The organism is Streptomyces sp. KLMMK, assembly GCF_036961605.1.
GTDB classification, from domain to species: domain Bacteria; phylum Actinomycetota; class Actinomycetes; order Streptomycetales; family Streptomycetaceae; genus Streptomyces; species Streptomyces telluris.
The window spans coordinates 1-21,450 of the sequence record NZ_JBAMDC010000052.1 but is presented as its reverse complement, the minus strand read 5'-3'; the positions used below and the strand labels follow the sequence as shown (position 1 = coordinate 21,450).

Annotated in this window: 21 protein-coding genes; 8 read left to right on the top strand and 13 right to left on the bottom strand. The window is 70.9% G+C overall.

Annotated elements, in window-relative coordinates; genetic code table 11:
• Positions 1-646 precede the first annotated feature (646 nt).
• From V7793_RS12205 to V7793_RS12195, 3 genes are all read right to left on the bottom strand, one after another.
• The gene (locus V7793_RS12205; RefSeq protein ID WP_336005589.1) at positions 647-1,279 is read right to left on the bottom strand and encodes an HAD family hydrolase; all 633 of its coding nucleotides are present in this window, start codon (positions 1,277-1,279) and stop codon (positions 647-649) included.
• Positions 1,280-1,489: 210 nt separating this feature from the next.
• A complete protein-coding gene (locus V7793_RS12200) occupies positions 1,490-1,930 on the bottom strand; it encodes a GlcG/HbpS family heme-binding protein (RefSeq protein ID WP_336005587.1) in 441 nt (146 codons plus the stop codon).
• A gap of 171 nt (positions 1,931-2,101) precedes the next feature.
• A complete protein-coding gene (locus tag V7793_RS12195) occupies positions 2,102-3,367 on the bottom strand; it encodes an MFS transporter (RefSeq protein ID WP_336005584.1) in 1,266 nt (421 codons plus the stop codon).
• Between the two features lie 199 nt (positions 3,368-3,566).
• Here V7793_RS12195 and V7793_RS12190 point away from each other — a divergent pair, with 199 nt between their 5' ends.
• Both V7793_RS12190 and V7793_RS12185 read left to right on the top strand, forming a co-directional pair.
• Positions 3,567-4,028, top strand: coding sequence for a MarR family winged helix-turn-helix transcriptional regulator (locus V7793_RS12190; protein ID WP_336005582.1), 462 nt, complete (start codon positions 3,567-3,569; stop codon positions 4,026-4,028).
• Positions 4,029-4,158: 130 nt separating this feature from the next.
• Positions 4,159-4,638 (top strand): GNAT family N-acetyltransferase, encoded by a 480-nt coding sequence (locus V7793_RS12185; RefSeq protein WP_443057893.1) that lies wholly within the window; start codon positions 4,159-4,161, stop codon positions 4,636-4,638.
• Here V7793_RS12185 and V7793_RS12180 read toward each other — a convergent pair.
• The 3 genes from V7793_RS12180 to V7793_RS12170 all read right to left on the bottom strand — a co-directional run bounded on the left by V7793_RS12180 (position 4,609) and on the right by V7793_RS12170 (position 8,321).
• On the bottom strand, positions 4,609-5,433 hold the full coding sequence (locus V7793_RS12180; protein WP_336005613.1) for a TetR/AcrR family transcriptional regulator: 825 nt from the start codon (positions 5,431-5,433) through the stop codon (positions 4,609-4,611). The two genes, V7793_RS12185 and V7793_RS12180, sit on opposite strands and share 30 nt — an antisense overlap.
• Positions 5,434-5,659: 226 nt before the next feature.
• Complete coding sequence (locus V7793_RS12175; RefSeq protein WP_336005578.1) at positions 5,660-6,790, bottom strand: pyridoxal-phosphate-dependent aminotransferase family protein; 1,131 nt, start codon at positions 6,788-6,790, stop codon at positions 5,660-5,662.
• 130 nt (positions 6,791-6,920) lie between these two features.
• Positions 6,921-8,321 carry a serine hydrolase domain-containing protein gene (locus tag V7793_RS12170; protein ID WP_336005575.1) on the bottom strand — a complete coding sequence of 467 codons (1,401 nt, stop codon included), beginning with the start codon at positions 8,319-8,321 and terminating at the stop codon, positions 6,921-6,923.
• A gap of 89 nt (positions 8,322-8,410) precedes the next feature.
• Between V7793_RS12170 and V7793_RS12165 the strand changes: the two genes are divergently transcribed.
• Positions 8,411-8,872, top strand: coding sequence for a MerR family transcriptional regulator (locus V7793_RS12165; protein ID WP_336005573.1), 462 nt, complete (start codon positions 8,411-8,413; stop codon positions 8,870-8,872).
• Positions 8,869-9,222 (top strand): thioredoxin family protein, encoded by a 354-nt coding sequence (locus tag V7793_RS12160; RefSeq protein ID WP_336005570.1) that lies wholly within the window; start codon positions 8,869-8,871, stop codon positions 9,220-9,222. The genes V7793_RS12165 and V7793_RS12160 overlap by 4 nt, the downstream gene beginning before the upstream one ends.
• Before the next feature lie 40 nt (positions 9,223-9,262).
• Here V7793_RS12160 and dnaB read toward each other — a convergent pair whose 3' ends face one another.
• Positions 9,263-10,762, bottom strand: coding sequence for a replicative DNA helicase (gene dnaB, locus V7793_RS12155; protein ID WP_173864797.1), 1,500 nt, complete (start codon positions 10,760-10,762; stop codon positions 9,263-9,265).
• A 470-nt stretch (positions 10,763-11,232) separates the two neighbouring features.
• Here dnaB and V7793_RS12150 point away from each other — a divergent pair, with 470 nt between their 5' ends.
• Positions 11,233-12,570 (top strand): MATE family efflux transporter, encoded by a 1,338-nt coding sequence (locus V7793_RS12150; protein ID WP_336005565.1) that lies wholly within the window; start codon positions 11,233-11,235, stop codon positions 12,568-12,570.
• A gap of 131 nt (positions 12,571-12,701) precedes the next feature.
• Here V7793_RS12150 and rplI read toward each other — a convergent pair whose 3' ends face one another.
• From rplI to rpsF, 4 genes are all read right to left on the bottom strand, one after another.
• Positions 12,702-13,148, bottom strand: coding sequence for a 50S ribosomal protein L9 (gene rplI / locus V7793_RS12145; protein ID WP_106681030.1), 447 nt, complete (start codon positions 13,146-13,148; stop codon positions 12,702-12,704).
• Between the two features lie 18 nt (positions 13,149-13,166).
• Positions 13,167-13,403, bottom strand: coding sequence for a 30S ribosomal protein S18 (gene rpsR / locus V7793_RS12140; protein ID WP_004950692.1), 237 nt, complete (start codon positions 13,401-13,403; stop codon positions 13,167-13,169).
• A gap of 43 nt (positions 13,404-13,446) precedes the next feature.
• The gene (locus tag V7793_RS12135; RefSeq protein WP_120755016.1) at positions 13,447-14,025 is read right to left on the bottom strand and encodes a single-stranded DNA-binding protein; all 579 of its coding nucleotides are present in this window, start codon (positions 14,023-14,025) and stop codon (positions 13,447-13,449) included.
• Between the two features lie 81 nt (positions 14,026-14,106).
• A complete protein-coding gene (rpsF, locus tag V7793_RS12130) occupies positions 14,107-14,397 on the bottom strand; it encodes a 30S ribosomal protein S6 (protein WP_030366820.1) in 291 nt (96 codons plus the stop codon).
• Between the two features lie 279 nt (positions 14,398-14,676).
• Here rpsF and V7793_RS12125 point away from each other — a divergent pair, with 279 nt between their 5' ends.
• The 3 genes from V7793_RS12125 to V7793_RS12115 all read left to right on the top strand — a co-directional run bounded on the left by V7793_RS12125 (position 14,677) and on the right by V7793_RS12115 (position 17,363).
• Entirely contained in the window at positions 14,677-15,006 is a 330-nt protein-coding gene (locus V7793_RS12125) for a hypothetical protein (protein ID WP_168092209.1), read from the top strand.
• A gap of 125 nt (positions 15,007-15,131) precedes the next feature.
• Complete coding sequence (locus V7793_RS12120; RefSeq protein WP_168092210.1) at positions 15,132-16,250, top strand: lipid II:glycine glycyltransferase FemX; 1,119 nt, start codon at positions 15,132-15,134, stop codon at positions 16,248-16,250.
• 81 nt (positions 16,251-16,331) lie between these two features.
• Complete coding sequence (locus tag V7793_RS12115; RefSeq protein ID WP_336005560.1) at positions 16,332-17,363, top strand: alanine racemase; 1,032 nt, start codon at positions 16,332-16,334, stop codon at positions 17,361-17,363.
• Between the two features lie 44 nt (positions 17,364-17,407).
• Here V7793_RS12115 and V7793_RS12110 read toward each other — a convergent pair whose 3' ends face one another.
• Together V7793_RS12110 and V7793_RS12105 are read right to left on the bottom strand one after the other, a co-directional pair.
• Positions 17,408-18,907, bottom strand: a complete 1,500-nt coding sequence (locus V7793_RS12110; RefSeq protein WP_336005558.1) for a glycosyltransferase family 87 protein — start codon at positions 18,905-18,907, stop codon at positions 17,408-17,410.
• Positions 18,908-19,028: 121 nt separating this feature from the next.
• Positions 19,029-21,450: transglycosylase domain-containing protein (locus V7793_RS12105; protein ID WP_336005556.1), on the bottom strand; the 2,422-nt coding region annotated here is incomplete at its 5' end.

Sequence of the window (21,450 nt, the reverse complement as noted above, 5' to 3'; positions counted from 1 at the left end):
GCTGGGCTTGCGGCCGTGTTTGTGGCTGGGCTTGTGGTTGAGGTTGCGGCTGGGGTGGTGGCTGGGCCTGTGTCCGGGGCTTCTGCTGCTCCGCCGACCGCACCGCCACCCACTTGCCCGGCCGGGGCCCGGGCCGGGCGGCCTCCGCCTCCGTCCCGCCTTCCGGTGGTCTGCCGTGCCCGTCGCGGGCCCTGTCTCCGTCCGGTGGCTGCGTCGGGGTGAACCAGCCCCGGTCACTCCCTCTGCCGTGCGCGCCACCGTCGGCCGACCTGGTCGGAGCGTCCTTCATCGTCTCGCCTCGAACATCTCTCGGTCCGTCCTCGCACTTCCGTCCTAGCCGGAAAGTGTTCGCAATTCCCCGCTCTGCTCATGGGTCGCTGTTCCAGGCTGCGCAGCATGCCATCTTCTGCGCGGCCTTGCGCAAATCGCGGGAAGTGCGAGTGGCAAGGCCCCGGTTGGGGCTAGGCTGAGCCGATTCCCCCACCCGGGGACAAGCCGGTTCCCGCGAACGGGAGTTGACCCTACCGTTCGACATGTGCGGGACAACCCCCTTTCGCAGATGCGGACTTCACTGTTACGGAATCGGCCACGGACTATCGCTTACGGGATACGGGGGATACGGGCCGCGGGGCTACGGGCTACGGGGCTATCGACCGGAGCCGACGAGTTCGTACGCCTCCCTGAGATCCCGGCCCGCATAGGAGTGCACGGCGATATCCCGCACATGGTGGTCGGCGTTCACCGCCACCGAGACCGGGACCGCGGAGAAGAGCAGCGCGTCCGACATCGAGTCCCCGTAGGCCACGCAGTCGGCCCGGGTCAGGCCGAATTCCGCGCAGAGCTCGTCCGCGATCCGCACCTTCGCCCCGGCGTCGAGGATGCCCGCCGGATCCACCGGGTCCCGGAAGGGCACCGTGGGCCAGCGCGAGCCGTGCGCCGCATCGGCACCCCAGGTCAGCAGGCGTTCGACGAAGAATCCCGGGGACAGCGAAATCACGGCGCAGCGCTCGCCGCGGGCCCGGATCTCCGCCCACACGTCGCGTATTCCGGCCAGCCAGGGCGCGCCGTCGAAAGCCGCGGCGACCTGTTCCTCGGTGAGTTCCCGCCACAGCGCGCAGGCGAGTTCGGCGAAGCGCGGCGGTTCGAGTTCGCGGGCCGCGAATGCCCGTTCCAGCTCGGCGATCTCCCGCTCGACCCCGAGCTGCCGGGATATCTCGATCGCCGCCGCGGACCCGTGCATCAGGGTCCCGTCCATGTCGAACAAATGCAGTCTGGTCACGACGCCCGAGCGTATGCGGCCCCGCCGCGGAGCACACACGATTAGGCCCCCGGTATCCGATATCCGGAACGCGACACCGGCTCCGCCGCCCGGCCCCTGATGGACGGCAGCACAAGGGCGGAGGACGCGCGGTGCGTCCTCCGCCCTCGATGCGGCGGGCCCGGCCCTGTCCGGCTGCCCGGCCCGGCTCTGCCCGGCCGGCCTGTGGAATCAGCCGCCCAGGACGGCCTCGATCGCGGTCAGGGCGATGCCGTGGTCCTGCTCCGGCGCCCCGCCGCCCACTCCGATCGCGCCGACGAGCCGGCCGTCGCGGTGGAGCGGGACACCGCCGGCGATGAAGAGCAGCGGGCGGTCGAGGGCGGTCGGCAGGGTGTGGAAGAGGCCGCCGGGCTGGACGGCGTCGACCAGGTCGGCGGTCGGCGCGTCCAGCTGCAGCGCCGTGAACGCCTTGCGGGTGCTGGTCTCCCCCGCGATCAGCACGGCCCGGTCGTCCCGGCGGAAGGCGAGCAGGTGACCGCCGGCGTCGAGGACGGTGACCGCGACGCGTACGCCCTGCTCGTCCGCGGCGCGGCGGGCGGCGGCGAGGAGCGCGTCGGCGTCGTCCGTGGTGAGGGGGAGGACGGGGGTGGCGGTGGTGGTGGGGGTGGTCATGGGAACTCCTGGAGGTGCGTGATGGTGCGAGTGCGAGTGCCGCTGGAGCGGCCGTGCGCTTGTGGTTGGTGGTGTCGCCGGGGCGGTCGTGCGGTCGTGCAGCGCGTCATGGCACTGCAGGTACCGCCGTAGGGGTCGCGCTGGTTGTGCTGGTTGTGCTGGTCGCGCTGCTCAGTTCCGCGTCGCCGCCTCTTCCCGGTCGGCGCGTTCTCCGGCCCCGGTCGCGGCGTGCTCCTGCCGCGCCACGATGCGCCCGCCCCGCGCGCTCAGCGCACCCACCGCGCCCCGGGCGCCCGTACGCCGCTCCAGTGCTGCCGAGAGGAGGGCAAGGGCGAGGGCGGAGGCGGCCATCGCCGCACCGACCCAGTTGGGCGCCGTGTAGCCGAAGCCGGCGGAGATCACGAGGCCGCCGAGCCAGGCCGCGATCGCGTTGCCCAGGTTGAAGGCGCCGATGTTGACGGCGGAGGCGAGGGTGGGCGCGTCCGCGGTCTGGTCGAGGACCCGCTTCTGCAGCGGCGGGACGGTAGCGAAGCCCAGCGCGCCGATCAGCGGGACGACGACCGCCGTGGCGATCTTGTCGTGCGTGGCGAGCGGCAGCAGGGCGAGGGCGATCGCGAGGCCGCCCAGGGCGGTGAGCAGCATGGGCATCAGCGCGCGGTCGGCGAACCGGCCGCCGACGAGGTTGCCCGCCACCATGCCCAGGCCGAACAGGACGAGCAGCCAGGTGACGGACGAGGAGGCGAAGCCCGCGGCGTCGGTCATCATCGGCGTGAAGTAGGTGGTCATGGTGAAGACGCCGCCGAAGCCGAGGACCGTCATCGCCATGGCGAGCAGGACCTGGGGGTTGCGGAAGGCGGCGAGCTCACCGCTGATCCGGGTCTGCTCGGGGCGGGGCTGCTGCGGCACGAGCGCGGCGATGCCGAGGACGGCGAGCACGCCCAGGCCGGCGATGAGGAAGAACGTGACGCGCCAGCCGGCGCTCTGGCCGACCATCGTGCCCATCGGCACGCCCACCACGTTGGCCACCGTCAGCCCCGTGAACATCATCGCGATGGCAGCAGCCTTCTTCTGCGGGGCGACCAGGCCTGCGGCCACGATCGCGCCGATGCCGAAGAACGCGCCGTGCGCGAACGAGGCGACGATCCGCCCGGCCAGCATCACCCCGAAGGCGGGGGCGACCGCCGAGAGCACGTTGCCGGCGACGAACAGGCCCATCAGGGCCATGAGCATCTTCTTGCGCGGCACCCGGCTGCCGAGGACGGCCAGGATCGGGGCGCCGATCACGACGCCGAGCGCGTAGCCGGTCGTCAGGTAGCCGGCGGTCGGGATGGAGACGCCGAACTCGTCCGCGACCTCCGGGAGCAGGCCCGAGGTGACGAATTCGGTGGTGCCGATACCGAAGGCGCCGATGGCGAGCGCCAGCAGTGCGAGGGGCATGACGAGGGTCCTTCAGGGAGGGGAGAGGGAGGGCGGAGAGATCGGGGGGACGGGGGAGAGCCCGCCCAGCATCGTTGCGATCGACCCTTACCAGCGTAGACAATAATTGCATACGCGGATACTTGCAAGCGCGGGCTATTGCGTTGCAGCGATATCCTGGTCCGTGACGACACGCATGTGCGGTCAGAAGGAGGGCCTCATGTCCCGCACCCCGGACCCCGCTCTGCTCGGCCTGGCACAGGGCTGGTGCGCACTGTCCGCCCTGCACGGCCGGATCGAGGCGCACATCGAGCGGGCCCTGCAGGCGGCGCACGGCCTGAGCGTGCGCGAGTTCTCCGTGCTCGACGTGCTCAGCCGGCAGCACAGCGGCGAGGGCGGCCACCTGCGGATGAACGAGGTCTCCGAGGCCGTCGTGCTCAGCCAGAGCGCGACCACGCGCCTGGTCAACCGCCTGGAGGACCGCGGCCTGCTGACCCGCTACCTCTGCCTCACCGACCGGCGCGGCATCTACACCGACGTCACGGAGGCGGGCCTCGCCCTCCTCGAAGAGGCCCGGCCGACGAACGACACCGCGCTGCGCGAGGCCCTCCGGGAAGCCTCCAAGCGCGCGGAGCTGGCCCCGCTCGTCACGGCGGTGGAGTCGCTCGCGCCGGTGTCCTGAGCCCCGCAGCCGGTGCCGCAAGCCCTCGCGGCCGGTGTCGTAACCCTCACAACGAATCCGTACACGCGGCGGAATCCGGGCCCCGCCGTAGGGTCCGGTCATGAGCGACATCGAGATTCGTGACACCGAGATGCGTGACACCGACGCCGGGATCGACCTCCGCGACATCGAGATCCGTCCCGCCACCGCCGGCGACGTGCCCGCCGTCGTGGCACTGCTCGCCGACGACCCCATCGGGGCGGGGCGCGAGGCCCCGGGTGACCTCGCCCCGTACCGCACGGCCTTCGACCGCGTGGACGCCGACCCGCACCAGCAGCTGGTGGTCGCCGTGCACGACGGCCGCGTCGTGGGCACGCTCCAGCTCACCGTCATACCGGGGCTGTCCCGTGCCGGTATGACGCGCGGGCTCATCGAGGGCGTCCGCGTGCACAGCGACGCGCGCGGCAGCGGCCTGGGCAGCCTGCTCGTCGAGTGGGCCCTCGACGCCGCGCGCAGCGCGGGGTGCCGGATGGCTCAGCTCACCTCGGACGCCACGCGCGTGGACGCCCATCGCTTCTACGAGCGGCTGGGCTTCGAGGCCTCACACCTCGGCTTCAAGTACCACCTCTGAAGCACCTGCCGCATCGTCCGCCGCTCCCGGGCCGCCGGGGGCGGTACGGGCACGGGCCCGTTCCCGGTGCGCCTTCTGCCGGCAGGGCGCGCCGCAGTAACGGGCGGGCCGGCCCGTGCGGGCGGACGGCACCGGCCCGTCGCACACTGCACACCGGGTTTCGTTACGCGAAACCGAGGGGTTGGGCGGGAGTTTCGTTACGTTGCGCCCCGGGCGGAGGCTGTCGCACGCCAGCGCGGTCATCCTGCCCGGCGCGACCCCCGGCCCGCGCCGCTGCTCCATCGACAGACAGCCCATGAGCAGGGCCATCAGGTCGTCGATGGTCACGTCCTTCCGTACGGCGCCGGCCTGTTGGGCGCGACGCAGCAGGCCGGAGAGCGCCTCACGGAAGTCCGTTTCGACGCCGGGTGAGGCGTCGAAACGGCTTCCCAGCCCCTCCAGCGCGTCGCACAGCCCCTTGTTCCGCACGATCAGCCGTATGACCGCGGACAGGTAGCGGTAGAACACCGCGCCGGCGTCGTCCGCATGCGCCAACTCCCGTGCGGTGTCGGTGAAAAGCCTGACACGGTCGGCGACGGTCGCCCTGAACAGGGCTGTCTTGGAAGGGAAATGGCGGTAGACGGTCCCCGTACCGACGCCTGCACGGCGTGCGATCTCACCGAGCGGCACCCCCAACCCGGCTTCCTCGAAGGCGGATCGGGCTGCTTGGAGGACCAGCGCGCGGTTGCGGCGGGCATCCGAACGGAGAGAGGCGGACCCCTGCGCAGGCACAGACGGATTCCTGTGTTCTGCCATGCGCGTTGTCCCTCCGGGGCCCGGGATCAAAACGGGTCGTGGGTTCCGATTCTATCCGGGCATGTGAGCGAGGTGCTGACGCGCCATACCGGGGCAAAAGCAGTAGAGATCGCAAGGCGGGCCGAGGCAGGCTCGCGGCGCCGAGGCAGGGGCCGGCTCATCGCAAAGAAAAAGCCGCCGCCGGTGCGGAAAGCACCGACGGCGGCCTCACGGGACCGGAGAGAGGTCAGCCGGGGATCACCGCGTCCCACGCCTTCCCCGCCGCTTCCAGGGCCTCCGCCTCGTCCGCAACCGGCACGCCCAGTGCGCGCAGGCCCTCGCCGAGCGCCGCCAGCGAGGCCAGGACGACCTCGCGGTCCGCATCCAGGCCGTAGTGGTTGACGCGGATCATCTCCTTGGCGAGCGGGCCGGCCGCCGCCTGCACGGGCACCGAGGCATCGGCGGCCAAGGCGGCCGCCACCACGTCGCGGGCGTCCTTGCCGCCGGGGGCGCGCAGGGTGGTCGCGACGGGGGCCGCGTCCTCGTCGCGCACGACGTACGGGGACAGACCGCCGCCCAGGGCCCGTGCTCCTGCGCGCAGGGCGGCGGCAGCAGCGCGGTGGCGGGCCATGACGGCCTCCAGGCCGTCCTCCTCGATGCGGTCGACGGCCTGCTCCAGGGCCAGCATCTCCAGCTGGGCGGGTGCGTGGGGAAGCGCCGTGCGGCCGCCGTCGATCCAGCGCTCCTTCCAGTCCAGCAGAGAGAGGTACGAGCGGCGGGGCGCCTGCTCGTTGGCGGCGATGCGCTCCCAGGCACGGGCGCTCACCGAGACCACCGAGACGCCGGCCGGACCGGCCATCGCCTTCTGCCCGCCGATGACGCACAGGTCGACGCCCCACTCGTCGGTCAGGAGCGGCTCGGCGGCGACGGACGCGACCGCGTCCAGCATCAGCAGCGCGCCGTGCGCGCGCACGACCTCGCCGATCTCGGCCACGGGGTTGGTGTTGCCCGTGGCCGCCTCGGCGTGCACCAGGCTGACGAAGTCGATCGCGGGATTCGCGCGCAGGGCCTCGGCGACCTGGTCGGCCCCGACCGCGCCGCTGAACGGCGCGGAGAGGGTGACCACCTCGGCGCCGCAGGAGCGCAGCCAGCCGCCGAACGTCTCGCCGTACGGCCCGGTGATGATGTTGAGCGCGGTGCTGCCGGGGCGGACGGCCGAGCGGATCGCGGCCTCCAGCGGCAGCAGCGCCTCGCCCTGCATCGTGACGACGGTCTCGCGCGTCCGCATCAGGGCCGCGATCTTGTCCTCGATGCGCGCGAAGTGACCGGCGCCCAGCGGCGCGAGGTCGAGCAGGTCCGGTGCGGTGTTCGCAGTCACGGTGCCAAGTGCCTTCCGGGTGTGGCGCCGTGTCCGGCGCCCGCCAATCTCTCCCTGACCCTACGTCCGGACCCGGTCCCGCGCCGACCGTCGTCCACAGGACCGGACGGACAATCCGATTACCGATGACCTAGCGGGGGGCTGTGCCTTCAGCCGCCCGCCAGCCGCCCGCGTCCACGCCTCCCGGCACCGCGCCCCCCGCCTCGTACGGCTCACGGGTGAAGACGAACGTGCCGAGGTCGAGGTGGCTGACCGCGCCCTCCGCCGTCCGGACCGCGGTGAGCGTCTCCCCCGCGTAGTAGTCGTTGAGCCCCGTCCAAGTGCCGTCCTCCTCCGGGCGGAAGCGCGAGGCGCGCCCGCCCGAGCCCAGCGGCGCCAGCTCCAGCGCCCCGCCGGCGCACAGCCGCAGCGTGAACGGCTCCGCACCCCAGTACCAGGAGCCCGTCAGCTCCAGGTGCTCGTCCTTCACCTCGGAGAGCGGGCTCCAGGGCGCGGGAATCCGCGGTTCGAGCTCGGCGACCGTCGTCAGCAGGTCCGCCGCGACGCCCCCGACCTCGAAACAGGAGGTGCGGTTGGCCAGGACGACGCCCGCGATCCCGTCCTGCGGGCTCGTCAGCAGCATCGCCACGAAGCCCGGCATGGTGCCCATGTGGCCCACGAGCGTCCGGCCGTCCCGCTGGATCACCTGCAGGCCGAGTCCGTAGCCGGACTGCCCCGGCGCCTGCGAGCCGCCCTCCGGCGTCCGCATCTCGGCGAGCGTTGCCGCGGACAGCACCCGCTCGTCCCCGTCCGTCAGGAACGCCGCGAAGCGGCACAGGTCGGCGGTCGTGGACCAGAGCTGGCCGGCGGGTGCCATCCGGCCGGTGTCCGCCGCGGGCTCGGGAAGGAGGACGTCCGCCCAGGGGTGCACTGCCCAGCCGTCCGCGTGGGGCGCGGCGGGCGCGAGGGTCGTGCGCTCCATGCCGAGCGGCGCGAGCACCTCGCGGCGCAGCACCGCGTACCAGCTCTCGCCGCGGATCCGCTCGACCAGGGCGCCGAGCAGCGCGTAGCCGGGGTTGGAGTAGTGGTGCAGCCGCCCGGGGGTGTGGCGCTGGGGGCGGTCGCCGAAGAGGTCGCCGAGCTCGGGGCGCAGCGCACCGTCCGTGCGCTCCCACCACGGCCCGCGCGCCTCCGCCGTGAGCCCCGCGGTGTGCGACAGGAGCTGGGCGATGGTCGCGTCACCGCCGGCCGCGGTGTCGAGGTACGTGCCGAGCCTGTCGTCCAGCTTCAGCAGCCCCTCGTCGCGCAGCCGCATCACCAGCACGGCGACGAAGGTCTTGGTGATCGAACCGATGCGGTACTGGACGTCCTCGGGCCGCGCTCCTCCGGGCAGTTCGCCACGGCCGGAGCTCCACACCAGGTTCCCCTCCCGCATCACCGCCCCCACCATGGAGGGTGCGCGCCCCTGGACCTGACCGGTGGCGAGGCGATGGAGCAGAGCACGGCGGGTGGCGGGCAGCAGCCCGGCGTCGTTGTACGAGGCATCGATCATGACCGCACCCTAGCCAGGGCGCGCCGCACGGGCACCGGCATTTCGCCGCACTGGCTTTCACGTCCACGTGAAGGTTTACGGTCGTGGCCATGCGCATCGGGGAACTGGCCCGGCAGGCGGGCACCACCACTCGCACCCTGCGGCACTACGAGGAGCTCGGGTTGCTGCCCGCACGCCGCAGCGGCAACGGCTACCGCACCTACGACGACCGCGACCTGCGGCTGCTCCAGCAGATCCGCACGCTGCAGGACTTCGGCTTCGGGCTGGAGGAGACCCGTCCGTTCGTGGACTGCCTGCGGGCCGGCCACCCGGCCGGGGACTCCTGCCCCGCCTCCCTCGACGTCTACCGCCGCAAGCTCGCGGAGCTGGACGACTGCATCGACCACCTGCAGCGGATCCGGGCCGAGGTGGGCTCCCAGCTCGCGCGCGCCGAACTGGAGGCCGTGGCCGACGCCCCCGGCGGGCCGCCGCCGCTGTGCGCCTTCACCTGTCCGGAACCGCCGGCACCACTGGAAGCGCCACCCTTCGAAGGGACCCCTGAGACACCATGAGCAGCCCCGCAGCCACAGCCACAACCACAGCCGTCACCAGCGTCACCGACGCCACCTTCGCCGCCGAAGTCCTCGACGAGCGGCTCCCCGTGCTCGTCGAGTTCACCGCCGACTGGTGCCCGCCCTGCCGCATGATCGCGCCCGTACTCGCCGACCTGGCGGAGCAGGAAGCCGGACGACTCAAGATCGTCGCGCTCGACGTGGACGCCAATCCGCAGACGCAGGCCGCCTACGGGGTCCTGTCCATGCCGACCCTGATGCTCTTCCGCGCGGGCGAGCCGGTGACGTCCCTCGTGGGCGCCCGTTCCGGGGCCCGCCTGCTCCGCGACCTCGACGGCTTCCTGGACTGACCGGAGCACGGCGACCGGCCGGGGCACGCCCCCGGACCGATCAGGTCTGCGCCATGTCCACGAAGCGGGAGTAGTGGCCCTGGAAGGCCACCGTGATCGTGGCCGTCGGGCCGTTACGGTGCTTGCCGACGATGATGTCCGCCTCGCCCGCGCGGGGCGACTCCTTCTCGTAGGCATCCTCGCGGTGGAGCAGGATGACCATGTCGGCGTCCTGCTCGATGGAGCCGGATTCACGCAGGTCGGAGACCATCGGCTTCTTGTCCGTGCGCTGCTCGGGGCCACGGTTCAGCTGCGAGAGCGCGATGACCGGCAGCTCCAGCTCCTTGGCCAGCAGCTTGAGGTTTCGGGACATGTCCGAGACCTCCTGCTGGCGGCTCTCGGCGCGCTTGGCGCCACCGGCCTGCATCAGCTGCAGATAGTCGATGATCACGAGCTTGATGCCGCTGCGCTGCTTCAGGCGGCGGCACTTGGCGCGGATCTCCATCATCGACAGGTTCGGGGAGTCGTCGATGAAGAGCGGGGCGGCGGAGACGTCGGGCATCCGGCGGGCGAGGCGCGTCCAGTCCTCGTCCGTCATCGAGCCGGAGCGCATGTGGTGCAGGGCCACGCGTGCCTCGGCGGACAGCAGGCGCATCGCGATCTCGTTGCGGCCCATTTCGAGCGAGAAGATCACGCTCGGCATGTTGTGCTTGATCGAGCAGGCGCGGGCGAAGTCCAGCGCGAGGGTGGACTTACCCATGGCGGGACGGGCCGCGATGACGATCATCTGGCCGGGGTGCAGGCCGTTCGTCAGGGAGTCCAGGTCGGTGAAGCCCGTCGGGACGCCGGTCATCTCGCCGCTGCGCGAGCCGATCGCCTCGATCTCGTCGAGCGCGCCCTCCATGATGTCGCCCAGGGGGAGGTAGTCCTCGCTGGTGCGCTGCTCGGTGACGGCGTAGACCTCGGCCTGGGCCTTGTTGACGATGTCGTCGACGTCGCCGTCGGCGGCGTATCCCATCTGGGTGATGCGCGTGCCGGCCTCGACGAGGCGGCGCAGCACGGCGCGCTCGTGGACGATCTCGGCGTAGTACTCGGCGTTGGCCGCGGTGGGGACCGTCTGGACCAGGGAGTGCAGGTAGGGCGCGCCGCCGACGCGGGTGATCTCGCCGCGCTTGGTGAGCTCGGCGGCGACGGTGATCGGGTCGGCCGGCTCGCCCTTGGCGTAGAGGTCGAGGATGGCCTGGTAGATCGTCTCGTGCGCCGGGCGGTAGAAGTCGTGGCCCTTGAGGACCTCGACGACGTCGGCGATGGCGTCCTTGGACAGCAGCATGCCGCCGAGGACGGACTGCTCGGCGTCCAGGTCCTGCGGGGGCACGCGCTCGAAGGCGGCGGCGCCCTGCTGGCCCTGTCCGCCGCCCTGCGACCAGGAGCCGTCCTCCGCGCCGCGGTCGTGGCGCTCGCCGCGGGAGGGGCCGTCGCCGCGGCGGGGTCGGGACACGGGGAGGCGGTCGCCGGGACCTGCATCCGCCCAGGGGTCGTCCATGGGCTCGGGGATGCTCATCCCGCCACCTCCTCCCGTCCGCGGAGCGGACCTTGCCGTGCTGTTCTTTCTTACGGCACGGCTCTGACAAACAGCCCACCCGACTCCGGTTCCGGCGCGTCGAGTTCAGGGCGGTCCCGTCAGGTCCGTCGGGGCCGGAACAGGCGTCGGCCGCCGGTCCACGGTAGGCCCGCGGGCACCGTCAGCCAATCTGGTTATCCACAGGCCGTGTGGATGACGGGCCCCATCCTGTGGAGAAGTCCGCACATCCTGTGCACGAGGCGGGGGAAACCGCTGTGGACAAACACACAGCCCGCCCGAGCTCAAGCCCCTGACCTGCAGTTTCGCCATCCACCGGCTGTTGAGGAGAAAAACTTTCCCCGTCCGCCGGAGATCACGACAAACGGCGCAGAGAAGATCGGACCGAGCGACTCAATGTAAGGGTCCCATGACAGTTGCACCAATTACCTGTGGAAGATTAGGTTGGGGGGATGACCCAGGCTCCCGAACGCGCCCGCGCCACCGCCCGCCGGCACGACCGCGAGATCGTCGCGCTGGCCGTGCCCGCCTTCGGCGCACTCGTCGCGGAGCCCCTCTTCCTCATGGCCGACAGCGCCATCGTCGGCCACCTCGGCACCCCGCAGCTCGCCGGGCTCGGCATCGCCGCCGCCCTGCTCACCACGGCCGTCAGCGTCTTCGTCTTCCTCGCCTACGCCACCACCGCGGCGGTCTCCCGGCGCGTGGGCGCGGGCGACCTGCGGGCCGCGATACGCCAGGGCATGGACGGCATATGGCTCGCCGCGCTCCTCGGCGCGGCCCTCGTGGCGGCCGTCCTGCCCACCGCCCCCGCGGTCGTCGAGCTCTTCGGCGCCTCCCCGACCGCCGCCCCCTACGCCACGACGTATCTGCGCGTCAGTGCCCTCGGCATCCCCGCCATGCTGATCGTCCTCGCCGCCACCGGCGTCCTGCGCGGCCTGCAGGACACCCGCACGCCGCTGGCCGTGGCCATCGGGGGCTTCGCCCTCAACGGCGCCCTCAACGCCGGCCTCGTCTACGGCGCGGGCCTCGGCATCGCCGGCTCCGCCTGGGGCACGGTCATCGCCCAGTGGGCCATGACCGCCGCGTACCTCGTCGTGGTCCTCCGGGGCGCCCGGCGCCACGGAGCCTCCCTGCGGCCCGACGCGGCGGGCATCCGGGCCTGCGCCCAGGCCGGAGTGCCGCTCCTGGTCCGTACGCTCTCGCTGCGCGCCGTCCTCATGATCGCCACGGCCGTGGCGGCCCGGCTCGGCGACGCCCAGATCGCCGCCCACCAGATCGTCCTCACGCTGTGGACCCTGCTGGCCTTCGCGCTGGACGCCATAGCCATCGCCGGACAGGCCATCATCGGGCGCTGCCTGGGCGCGGGCGACGCGGAGGGCGCCCGGGCCGCCTGCCGGCGCATGGTCCAGTGGGGCGTCGTCTCGGGGGCGGTGCTGGGGGTGCTGGTGGTGGTCTCCCGGCCGCTGTTCATCCCCCTGTTCACCTCCGACGGCACCGTGCGGGACACGCTGCTGCCGGCCCTGCTGGTGGTGGCCCTCTCCCAGCCCGTCGCAGGCGTGGTCTTCGTCCTGGACGGGGTGCTGATGGGGGCCGGGGACGGCGCCTACCTCGCCCGGGCCATGCTGCTGGTCCTCGCCGTCTTCGCCCCCGCGGCCCTGCTCGTCCCCGTGCTCGGAGGCGGTCTGACGGCCCTGTGGTGGGCGATGACGCTGATGATGGCGGCCCGGCTGGCGACCCTGTGGATGCGGGCGCGGTCGGGGCGCTGGATCGTCACCGGGGCGACCCGCTGAAGAAACGTATCCCCGGACGAAGAACCCCCGGCGGCCGCCACACCTCGTGAAGAGTCGTGCGAACAGCAGGAGGGCCGCACCCCCACAGGGGTACGGCCCTCCTTCAGGCTCTACCGATCACCGGTGGGTGATCAGGCAGCGACGACCTCGATGCCGAGCTTGGCAACGACGTCGGCGTGCAGACGCACGGAGACCTGGTGGGCGCCCAGGGTCTTGATGGGCGAGCCCACCTCGACGCGGCGCTTGTCGACGTCCGGGCCACCGGCAGCCTTGATCGCCGCAGCGACGTCGGCCTGGGTGACGGAGCCGAACAGACGGCCGGCCTCGCCGGAGCGGGTGGCCAGGCGGACCTTGAGGCCCTCCAGCTGACCCTTGACCTCGTTGGCCTGCTCGATCGTGGCGATCTCGCGGATCTTGCGAGCGCGGCGGATCTGAGCGACGTCCTGCTCGCCACCCTTGGTCCAGCGGATCGCGAAACCGCGCGGGACCAGGTAGTTGCGGGCGTAGCCGTCCTTGACGTCGACGACGTCACCGGCGGTGCCGAGGCCGGAGACCTCGTGGGTGAGGATGATCTTCATTAGTTGGTCACCCTTCCCTTATCGCGCGGACGAGGTGTAGGGCAGCAGCGCCATCTCACGGCTGTTCTTCACGGCCGTGGCGACGTCACGCTGGTGCTGGGTGCAGTTGCCGGTCACGCGACGGGCACGGATCTTGCCGCGGTCGGAAATGAACTTCCGCAGCATGTTCGTGTCCTTGTAGTCCACGTAAGCGGTCTTGTCCTTGCAGAAAGCGCAGACCTTCTTCTTAGGCTTGCGCGGCGGGGGCTTCGCCATCGTTTCTCTCCTGTGTGATCAAGAAGTTTGTGTGCTGCTCGCCCTAGAAGGGCGGCTCGTCCGAGTAGCCGCCGGAGTTGCCGGGGCCGCCGCCCCAGCCGCCTCCGCCGCCGCCCTGCTGGCCGCCGGACGGCGCGCTGGTGGCCCAGGGGTCGTCGGCGGGAGCACCGCCGCCGCCCTGCTGCTGCTGACCGCCGGAGCCACCGCCCCAGCCGCCCTGCTGCTGGCCACCGCCGTAGCCACCCTGGCCACCGCGACCCGCGGTCTTGGTGACCTTCGCCGTGGCGTTCTTCAGGCTGGCGCCGACCTCTTCGACGTCGAGCTCGTAGACCGTGCGCTTGACGCCCTCGCGGTCCTCGTAGGACCGCTGCTTCAGACGGCCCTGCACGATGACGCGCATGCCGCGCTGGAGCGACTCGGCGACGTTCTCCGCCGCCTGACGCCACACCGAGCACGTGAGGAAGAGGCTCTCGCCGTCCTTCCACTCGTTGGTCTGGCGGTCGAAGGTGCGGGGAGTGGACGCGACGCGGAACTTCGCGACCGCCGCACCGGACGGGGTGAAGCGCAGCTCGGGGTCGTCGACGAGATTGCCGACGACCGTGATGACGGTCTCGCCTGCCATGGGTGAACCTCTCGGCGGGTGTGCTGCTGGCTGCTTGCTACTCGTTGAGCTACAGCCCGATTACCTCTGAACCGCTGGGGTTCAGTGGGTCTCGGGACGGAGGACCTTGGTCCGGAGGACCGACTCGTTCAGGTTCATCTGGCGGTCGAGCTCCTTGACGACCGCAGGCGTGGCCTGCAGGTCGATGACCGAGTAGATGCCCTCGGGCTTCTTCTTGATCTCGTACGCGAGACGACGACGGCCCCAGGTGTCGACCTTCTCGACCTTTCCGTTGCCCTCACGGACGACGGAGAGGAAGTTCTCGATCAGCGGGGAGACAGCGCGCTCCTCGAGATCGGGGTCGAGGATGACCATCACCTCGTAGTGACGCATGTGGAACCCACCTCCTTTGGACTCAGCGGCCACGGTCGTTCCGTGGCAGGAGGGTCGTGATGCGTGAACAACGGTATCGGCCGACACTGACAATCAGCGGAAAGTCCCTGGGTTGCCCCAGAGGACCGAAGCTGGTCTGGGCAGACACCGGTGCAGACCGTACAGAGTACCCGCACTCCGGCTTCCGGTTGAAATCCGGCCGTGCGGGCCCGCAATCTGTACCCACCGGATGTGACCGGCGCAACAATGCGGCGGTCGCCTTCAGGAGGAGGTAGCCCCATGACACAGGCAGTGCGCCAGTCCCGCGGCCCCCGTTCTTTGATCAATGCCGTGCTCAACAGCGACGGAAAGCCGCATCCGCTCGAGAACACCTTCGTCGCCGTGACGCTGGTGCTCGGAGTGCTCGCTTTCGTCTCCTCGGCCTTCAACAACCTTCACCTGCTGAGCTCGTGGAGCGGGCTGGCCGGCATCCTCACCGGTGCGTACGGCCAGTACATCTCGGCCACGACGGGCGAGCGCTTCCTGCTGATCATCGGACTGGGAGCGTCCGCCTTCGGCTTCTTCCTGGGCATGGCCCACGGGGGTCTCTTCGGAGGTGTCATCGGATAGCGCGGGGCCCGCCCGGCCGTACACCCGAACGGGCGCCCCAACGGTGTGCGTCCCTGTCGCAGTAGGCTTCGCCGCGAGAGCCGGAGCCCCGACCATGGGGACACACCTGCCGAGGAGCGCCCCGCATGAGCCTGACCCTGAGGACAATCAGCCGAGAGCAGCATCTGGCATATATCCAGAGCCTGCCCGCGGCCAGTCACATGCAGGTGCCGGCGTGGGCCGATGTCAAGGCGGAGTGGCGCTCGGAGAGCCTGGGCTGGTTCGACAAGACCGGGCAGATCGTCGGCGCGGGTCTGGTGCTCTACCGCCAGCTGCCCAAGATCAAGCGTTACCTGGCCTATCTGCCCGAGGGCCCGGTGATCAACTGGTTCTCGCCGAACCTCGCCGACTGGCTGCAGCCCATGCTCGCCCACCTCAAGCAGCAGGGCGCCTTCTCCGTGAAGATGGGCCCGCCGGTCGTCATCCGGCGCTGGGACGCCAACGCGATCAAGTCCGGCATCTCCGACCCGGACGTCAAGCGCCTGCGCGACGTCGAGGCCACCTTCATCGAGCCGCGCGCCTTCGAGGTCGCCGACCAGCTGCGCCGGATGGGCTGGCAGCAGGGCGAGGACGGCGGCGCCGGCTTCGGTGACGTCCAGCCGCGGTACGTCTTCCAGGTGCCCCTGGCGAACCGCTCGCTCGAGGACGTCCACAAGAATTTCAACCAGCTGTGGCGACGCAACATCAAGAAGGCCGAGAAGGCCGGCGTCGAGGTGGTCCAGGGCGGCTACGAGGACCTGCCCACCTGGCAGCACCTGTACGAGATCACCGCTGAGCGCGACAAGTTCCGCCCGCGGCCGCTGAGCTACTTCCAGCGCATGTGGACGGCCCTCAACACCGAGGACCCCAACCGCATGCGGCTGTACTTCGCGGTGCACGAGGGCGAGGCCGTCGCCGCCGCGACGATGCTGATCGTCGGCGGGCACGTCTGGTACTCCTACGGCGCCTCGGCCAACCACAAGCGCGAGGTCCGTCCCTCCAACGCCATGCAGTGGCGGATGCTGCGCGACGCCTACGCGCTGGGCGCGAGCGTCTACGACCTGCGCGGCATCGGCGACTCCCTGGACGAGAGCGACCACCTCTTCGGCCTCATCCAGTTCAAGGTCGGCACCGGCGGCCAGGCCGCGGAGTACCTGGGCGAGTGGGACTTCCCGCTCAACAAGCTGCTCCACAAGGCCCTCGACATGTACATGTCGCGCCGCTGACGTTCTGCCGGGGTCGTGCGATCCCGCGCGTTCAGCAAGCACAGCATCCAGCAGGCACAGGGAAAGGTTCCGGGACGGGCCATGGCGCTCACGCTCTACGTCGACACCGCGCGCTGGCGGGCGCACCAGCAAACCATCGTCCAGCAGTTCCCGGGCATCATCCCGGTGTGCAAGGGCAATGGATACGGCTTCGGCAACGAGCGGCTGGCCGATGAGGCGGCGCGCTTCGGCGCGGACGTCCTCGCCGTGGGCACCACCTACGAAGCAGCCCGGATCAAGGACTACTTCAGCGGTGACCTGCTGGTGCTCACCCCCTTCCGGCTGGGCGAGGAGCCCGTGCCGCTGCCGGACCGGGCCATACGGTCCGTCTCCTCGGTCGAGGGGGTGCGCGGCCTGGTGGGCGCGCGCGTCGTCGTCGAGGTCATGAGCACCATGAAGCGGCACGGCATCAGCGAGGAGGACCTGCCCAAGCTGCACGCGGCCATAGAGGACGTGCGCCTGGAGGGCTTCGCCATCCACCTGCCGCTGGACCGCACGGACGGCTCGGACGCCGTCCAGGAGGTCTCCGAGTGGATGGAGCGGCTGCGCAACTCACGCCTGCCGCTGCACACCATGTTCGTCAGCCACCTGAAGTCCGAGGAGCTCGCGCGGCTGCAGCAGCAGTACCCGCACACCCGCTTCCGCGCCCGCATCGGCACCCGGCTGTGGCTCGGCGACCACGGCGCCACCCATTACAAGGGTGCGGTCCTGGACGTGACGCCCGTGTCCAAGGGCGACCGCTTCGGCTACCGGCAGCAGAAGGTCAGCGCCGACGGCCACCTCGTCGTCGTGGCGGGCGGCACCTCGCACGGCGTGGGCCTGGAGGCGCCGAAGGCGCTGCACGGCATGATGCCGCGGGCCAAGGGCGTCGCCCGGGCGGGCCTCGCGACCATGAACCGCAACCAGTCGCCCTTCTACTGGGCCGACAAGCAGCTCTGGTTCGCGGAGCCCCCGCACATGCAGGTGTCGATCCTCTTCGTGCCGAACGACATGCCGACCCCCCAGGTCGGCGACGAGATGGTGGCCAAGCTGCGGCACACCACCACGACGTTCGACCGTCTCGTCGACCACTGACCCACCCCCTCCCCTCGGGTTGACGGGCCCGGGCGGCCGCCCCCCTACGCGGGCGGGCGGCTGCCGGCCCCCCAGTGCACGCTCGTGCCGGCGGACCGCTCCGCGTACGGCGGCGCGTGCGCGGAGCCCAGGGCGACGACGTCCGGGGCCCCGTCGAGGATGCCGCCGGAGGGGTCGTCGGAGCCGTCCCGGCGGACGACGTCCCGCTCGGGCATGAGGACGTCGCGCACGACGACCGCGCACAGGTACAGCGTGCCCAGCAGGTGCAGGGCGATGGCCAGTTGATAGCCCTCCGTGGGCAGGCCCTGGTGCTTGTCACCGCTGCCCGTGTAGGCGAGGTAGGACCAGATGCCGAGGAAGTACAGCACCTCGCAGGCCTGCCAGATCAGGAAGTCGCGCCACTTGGGGCGCGCCAGTACGGCGAGCGGAATGAGCCAGAGCACGTACTGCGGTGAATAGACCTTGTTGGTGAGGACGAAGAGCGCCACCACGAGGAAGGCCAGCTGGGCGAAGCGCGGGCGCCTGGGTGCGTAGAGGCCGAGGGCCACCAGGGCCAGGCAGCCCAGGATCATCAGCAGGCTCACGTACGTATTGGCGTCGTCCAGGGGGTTGCCCGTCCGCTGGGAGATCAGCAGCCAGATCGAGCCGAAGTCGATCGGGCGTTCCTGGCTGAAGGTGTAGAACTTCGCCCAGCCCTCGCGGATGTGGAAGCCGGTGGCGTCGTGCGTGAGCATCACCGGGAGGTTCACCACCAGCCAGGCGGCCACGGCGGACGCGGTGGTCACGGCGAAGGCCTTCATGCGCCCGGCCCGCAGGCACAGCACGAAGAGCGGGCCGAGGAGCAGCAGCGGATAGAGCTTCGCCGCGGCGGCCAGGCCGATCAGGGCGCCCGCGGACACCGTTCTGCCGCGGGACCACATCAGCATCGCCGCGGCGGTGAGGGCGACGGCGAACAGGTCCCAGTTGACGGTGGCCGTCAGGGCGAAGGCGGGCGCGAGGGCGATCAGCAGGGCGTCCCAGGGCCGGCGCCGGTGCGTACGGGCCGAGCAGAGGGCGATCACGGCGGTGCAGGCCATCAGCATGCCGGCGTTGACCAGCCAGTTGATCTGCTCGCGGTGCTGGATGGTGCCGCCGCCGGGGGTGAGCCAGGCGGCGATCTGCATGAACAGGCCGGTGAGGACCGGATACTCCAGATAGTCCATCCCGCCGGAGAGGGCCTGGGGGATGCGGTCGAAGTACGGGATCAGGCCCGCGTCGAAGCCGCGGCCGCTGTAGAGGTGCGGGATGTCGGAGTAGCAGGCGTGGGTGTACTGCGTGGTGGCGCCGAAGAACCACCCGTACTCGTAGCAGGGGAGCTTCTGGACCATGCCCAGGGCGAACATCCCGATCGCCACCAGCACGATCACACGGACCGGCGTCCACCAGCCCCCGCCGGGCACGGCCCGCTTGCCCGCGGGCCCGCCGATGAGCTCGCTTCCTGCGGCCGCCACCTCGTCCTCATCGGTGGGCCGCACCTGCCGGTCGTCGTCCCGCGCGCTCCTCATGGGGCCATCCTGCCGTACGTGCCTGTGCGTCGCCGGAGCCTGTGGATAACTCGGAGGGCCGTCTCACGCGAACGCGGGACGGCCCTCTGAGCAGGATGCCGGACTCGTGGGTCCGGGCTGGTCAGCCGTTCATGCCACCGAAGAGGCCGCCGCCTCCGGGGCGCCGGCTGGTGTCCGGCGTCGGCGACTCGCCCGACCCGCCGGTGGGACCACCCGTGCTGCCGCCACTGAGGCCGCCGTCCTTCCCGCCATCCTTCCCGCCGTCCTTCCCGCCGTGCTTGCAGCGGAAGTCGAACACCGAGCAGGAACGGCTCGCCGACGGGCTCGGCGACGTGGACTTCGACGGCGTGCCGGACGGAGAGGCGGACGGCGACGGGGGCGCGGAGGGAGGAGCGCTGGGGGAGGGGCTGGCCCCGTCACCGAAGATCTTCTCGCCGAGCGGCTGCGCCGGCTCGAACTGCTCGATCGGCTGGCCCTTGAGCGCGGCGTTCATGTAGTCGGCCCAGATCTCCGCCGGGAACGACGCACCGTGGATGGTCTCCTTGCCGCCCACGCCGCGCATCGACAGGAACTCCTGCTTCTTGGCGTTGGGGTCGACCCGGTACATGCCGATCGCCGTGGACAGCTGCGGGGTGTAGCCCGCGAACCAGGCGGAGCGGTTCTCGTCCGTCGTACCCGTCTTGCCCGCGGCCGGACGGCCGCCGCCGAGCTTGGCCGAGGTGCCCGTGCCCTCCTCCACGACGGTCTTGAGGACGTCGGTGACGTTGTTCGCCACGTTCGGCGAGAACGCCGTGTCCGACTTCATCTCGTGCGCGTAGACCGCCCTGCCGTCCCGCTCGACCTTCTCGACCGAGTACGGGTCGATCTGCTTGCCGCCGGCGGCGAAGGTGGCGTAGGAACCGGCCAGCCGGATCGCGCTGGGCGCCGATGTGCCGAGCGAGAAGGTGGGCGTGGGGGCGGAGAGCTGGTCCTTGTCCAGGCCGGCCCGCAGGGCGGCCTCCTTGACCAGGTCCGTGCCGACGTCCATGCCGAGCTGGATGAAGGGGGTGTTCACCGAGTACTGCATGGCGGTGCGCAGGGTGACGAGGCCCTTGTCCTCTTCACCGTCGTTCTTCTGGTGCCACTCGCTGCCGTCGTTGTCGTGCCAGATCTTGCCGTTGTACTCCCGCAGCGTCACCTTGTTGTTGCCGTTGTAGATGCTGTCGGGAGAGACGATCGTGCGCTGGCTGTCGCTCTGCTGCCGGCCCAGGGCCGGGTTGCGCTTGCCGTGCGACATGGCCGCGGCGAGCACGAAGGGCTTGAAGGTCGAGCCCACCTGCACACCGGTGTAGTCGGCGTTGTTGGTGTAGTGCTCCAGCGCGTTCTCGCCGCCGTAGATGGCGACGATCTTGCCGGTCTTGGGGTCGACGGAGGCCCCGCCGAACTGCACGAACTTGTCGCGCTCCCGCACGTCCGGCTTGATGTTCGCCTTGCGGACGTCCTCGACCGACTTCGCCAGGGCGTTGACCTTGTCCCGGTCGAAGGTCGTGTAGATCTGGTAGCCACCGCGGTCCAGCTGCGTCTTGCTGATGCCGGAGTGGGCGACGACGTAGTTGTCGGCGAGGTCGGTGAGGTAGCCGATCTGGCCGGCGCGGTTGGTCGCGGGCTTGGGCTTCTGGGGGGTCGGGAAGCCCTTGCCGACCCACATGTCGCGGTCGGTCGCCTTCATGTTGTTCGTCTCGACCTCGCGGTCCAGCGTCCACTTCCAGCGGTCGGTGGCCCGCTTGGTGTTCTTCTCCGCGGTGGCCGCCGGACCCTGGCCGCCGTACGGGTCGTACAGGTTGGGACCGTTGAGCGTGGCGGCGAGGAACGCGCTCTCGCTCGGCGTGAGGTCCTTGCAGTCCTTGTCGTAGTAGGCCCGTGCCGCGGCCTGGATCCCGTAGGCCCCGCGCCCGTAATAGGCGGTGTTGAGGTACCCCGCGAGGATCTCGTCCTTGTCCTTGGTGGCGCCCACCTTTATGGAGATCAGCAGCTCGGTGGCCTTGCGCTTGAGCGTCTGTTCCTGGCTCAGGTAGGTGTTCTTCACGAACTGCTGCGTGATGGTCGAACCGCTCTGGGTCTCCCCGCCCTGCGCCATCTTCACGACGGCGCGCGCGATGCCCATCGGGTCGACGCCCCAGTCCTTGTAGAAGCTGGCGTTCTCGGCCGAGATCACCGCCCGCTGCATCGACAGGGGGATCTTGGAGATCGGCACGATCTGGCGGTTGAGCGCACCACCGCCCGCGACCACCATCTGCTTGCCGTCGGCCCAGTAGTAGACGTTCTTCTGCACCTGGGCGGTCCGCTGGGCGGACGGCACCTGGACCACGGCCAGGGCGATGCCCACGGTGCCGAAGATCAGGCCGATGAAGGTGAAGGCCGTCCCCAGGACCAGCTTCCAGGACGGCAGCCAGCGCTTGGCGCCGTCCTTGCCCGCCCGGGGATAGTCGATCAAGCGCTTCTTGCCGGGGCGCCGGCCGCCGGAGCCTCCTCCTGGATCGCCGCCGCGTCTGCGCCCGCCGGCC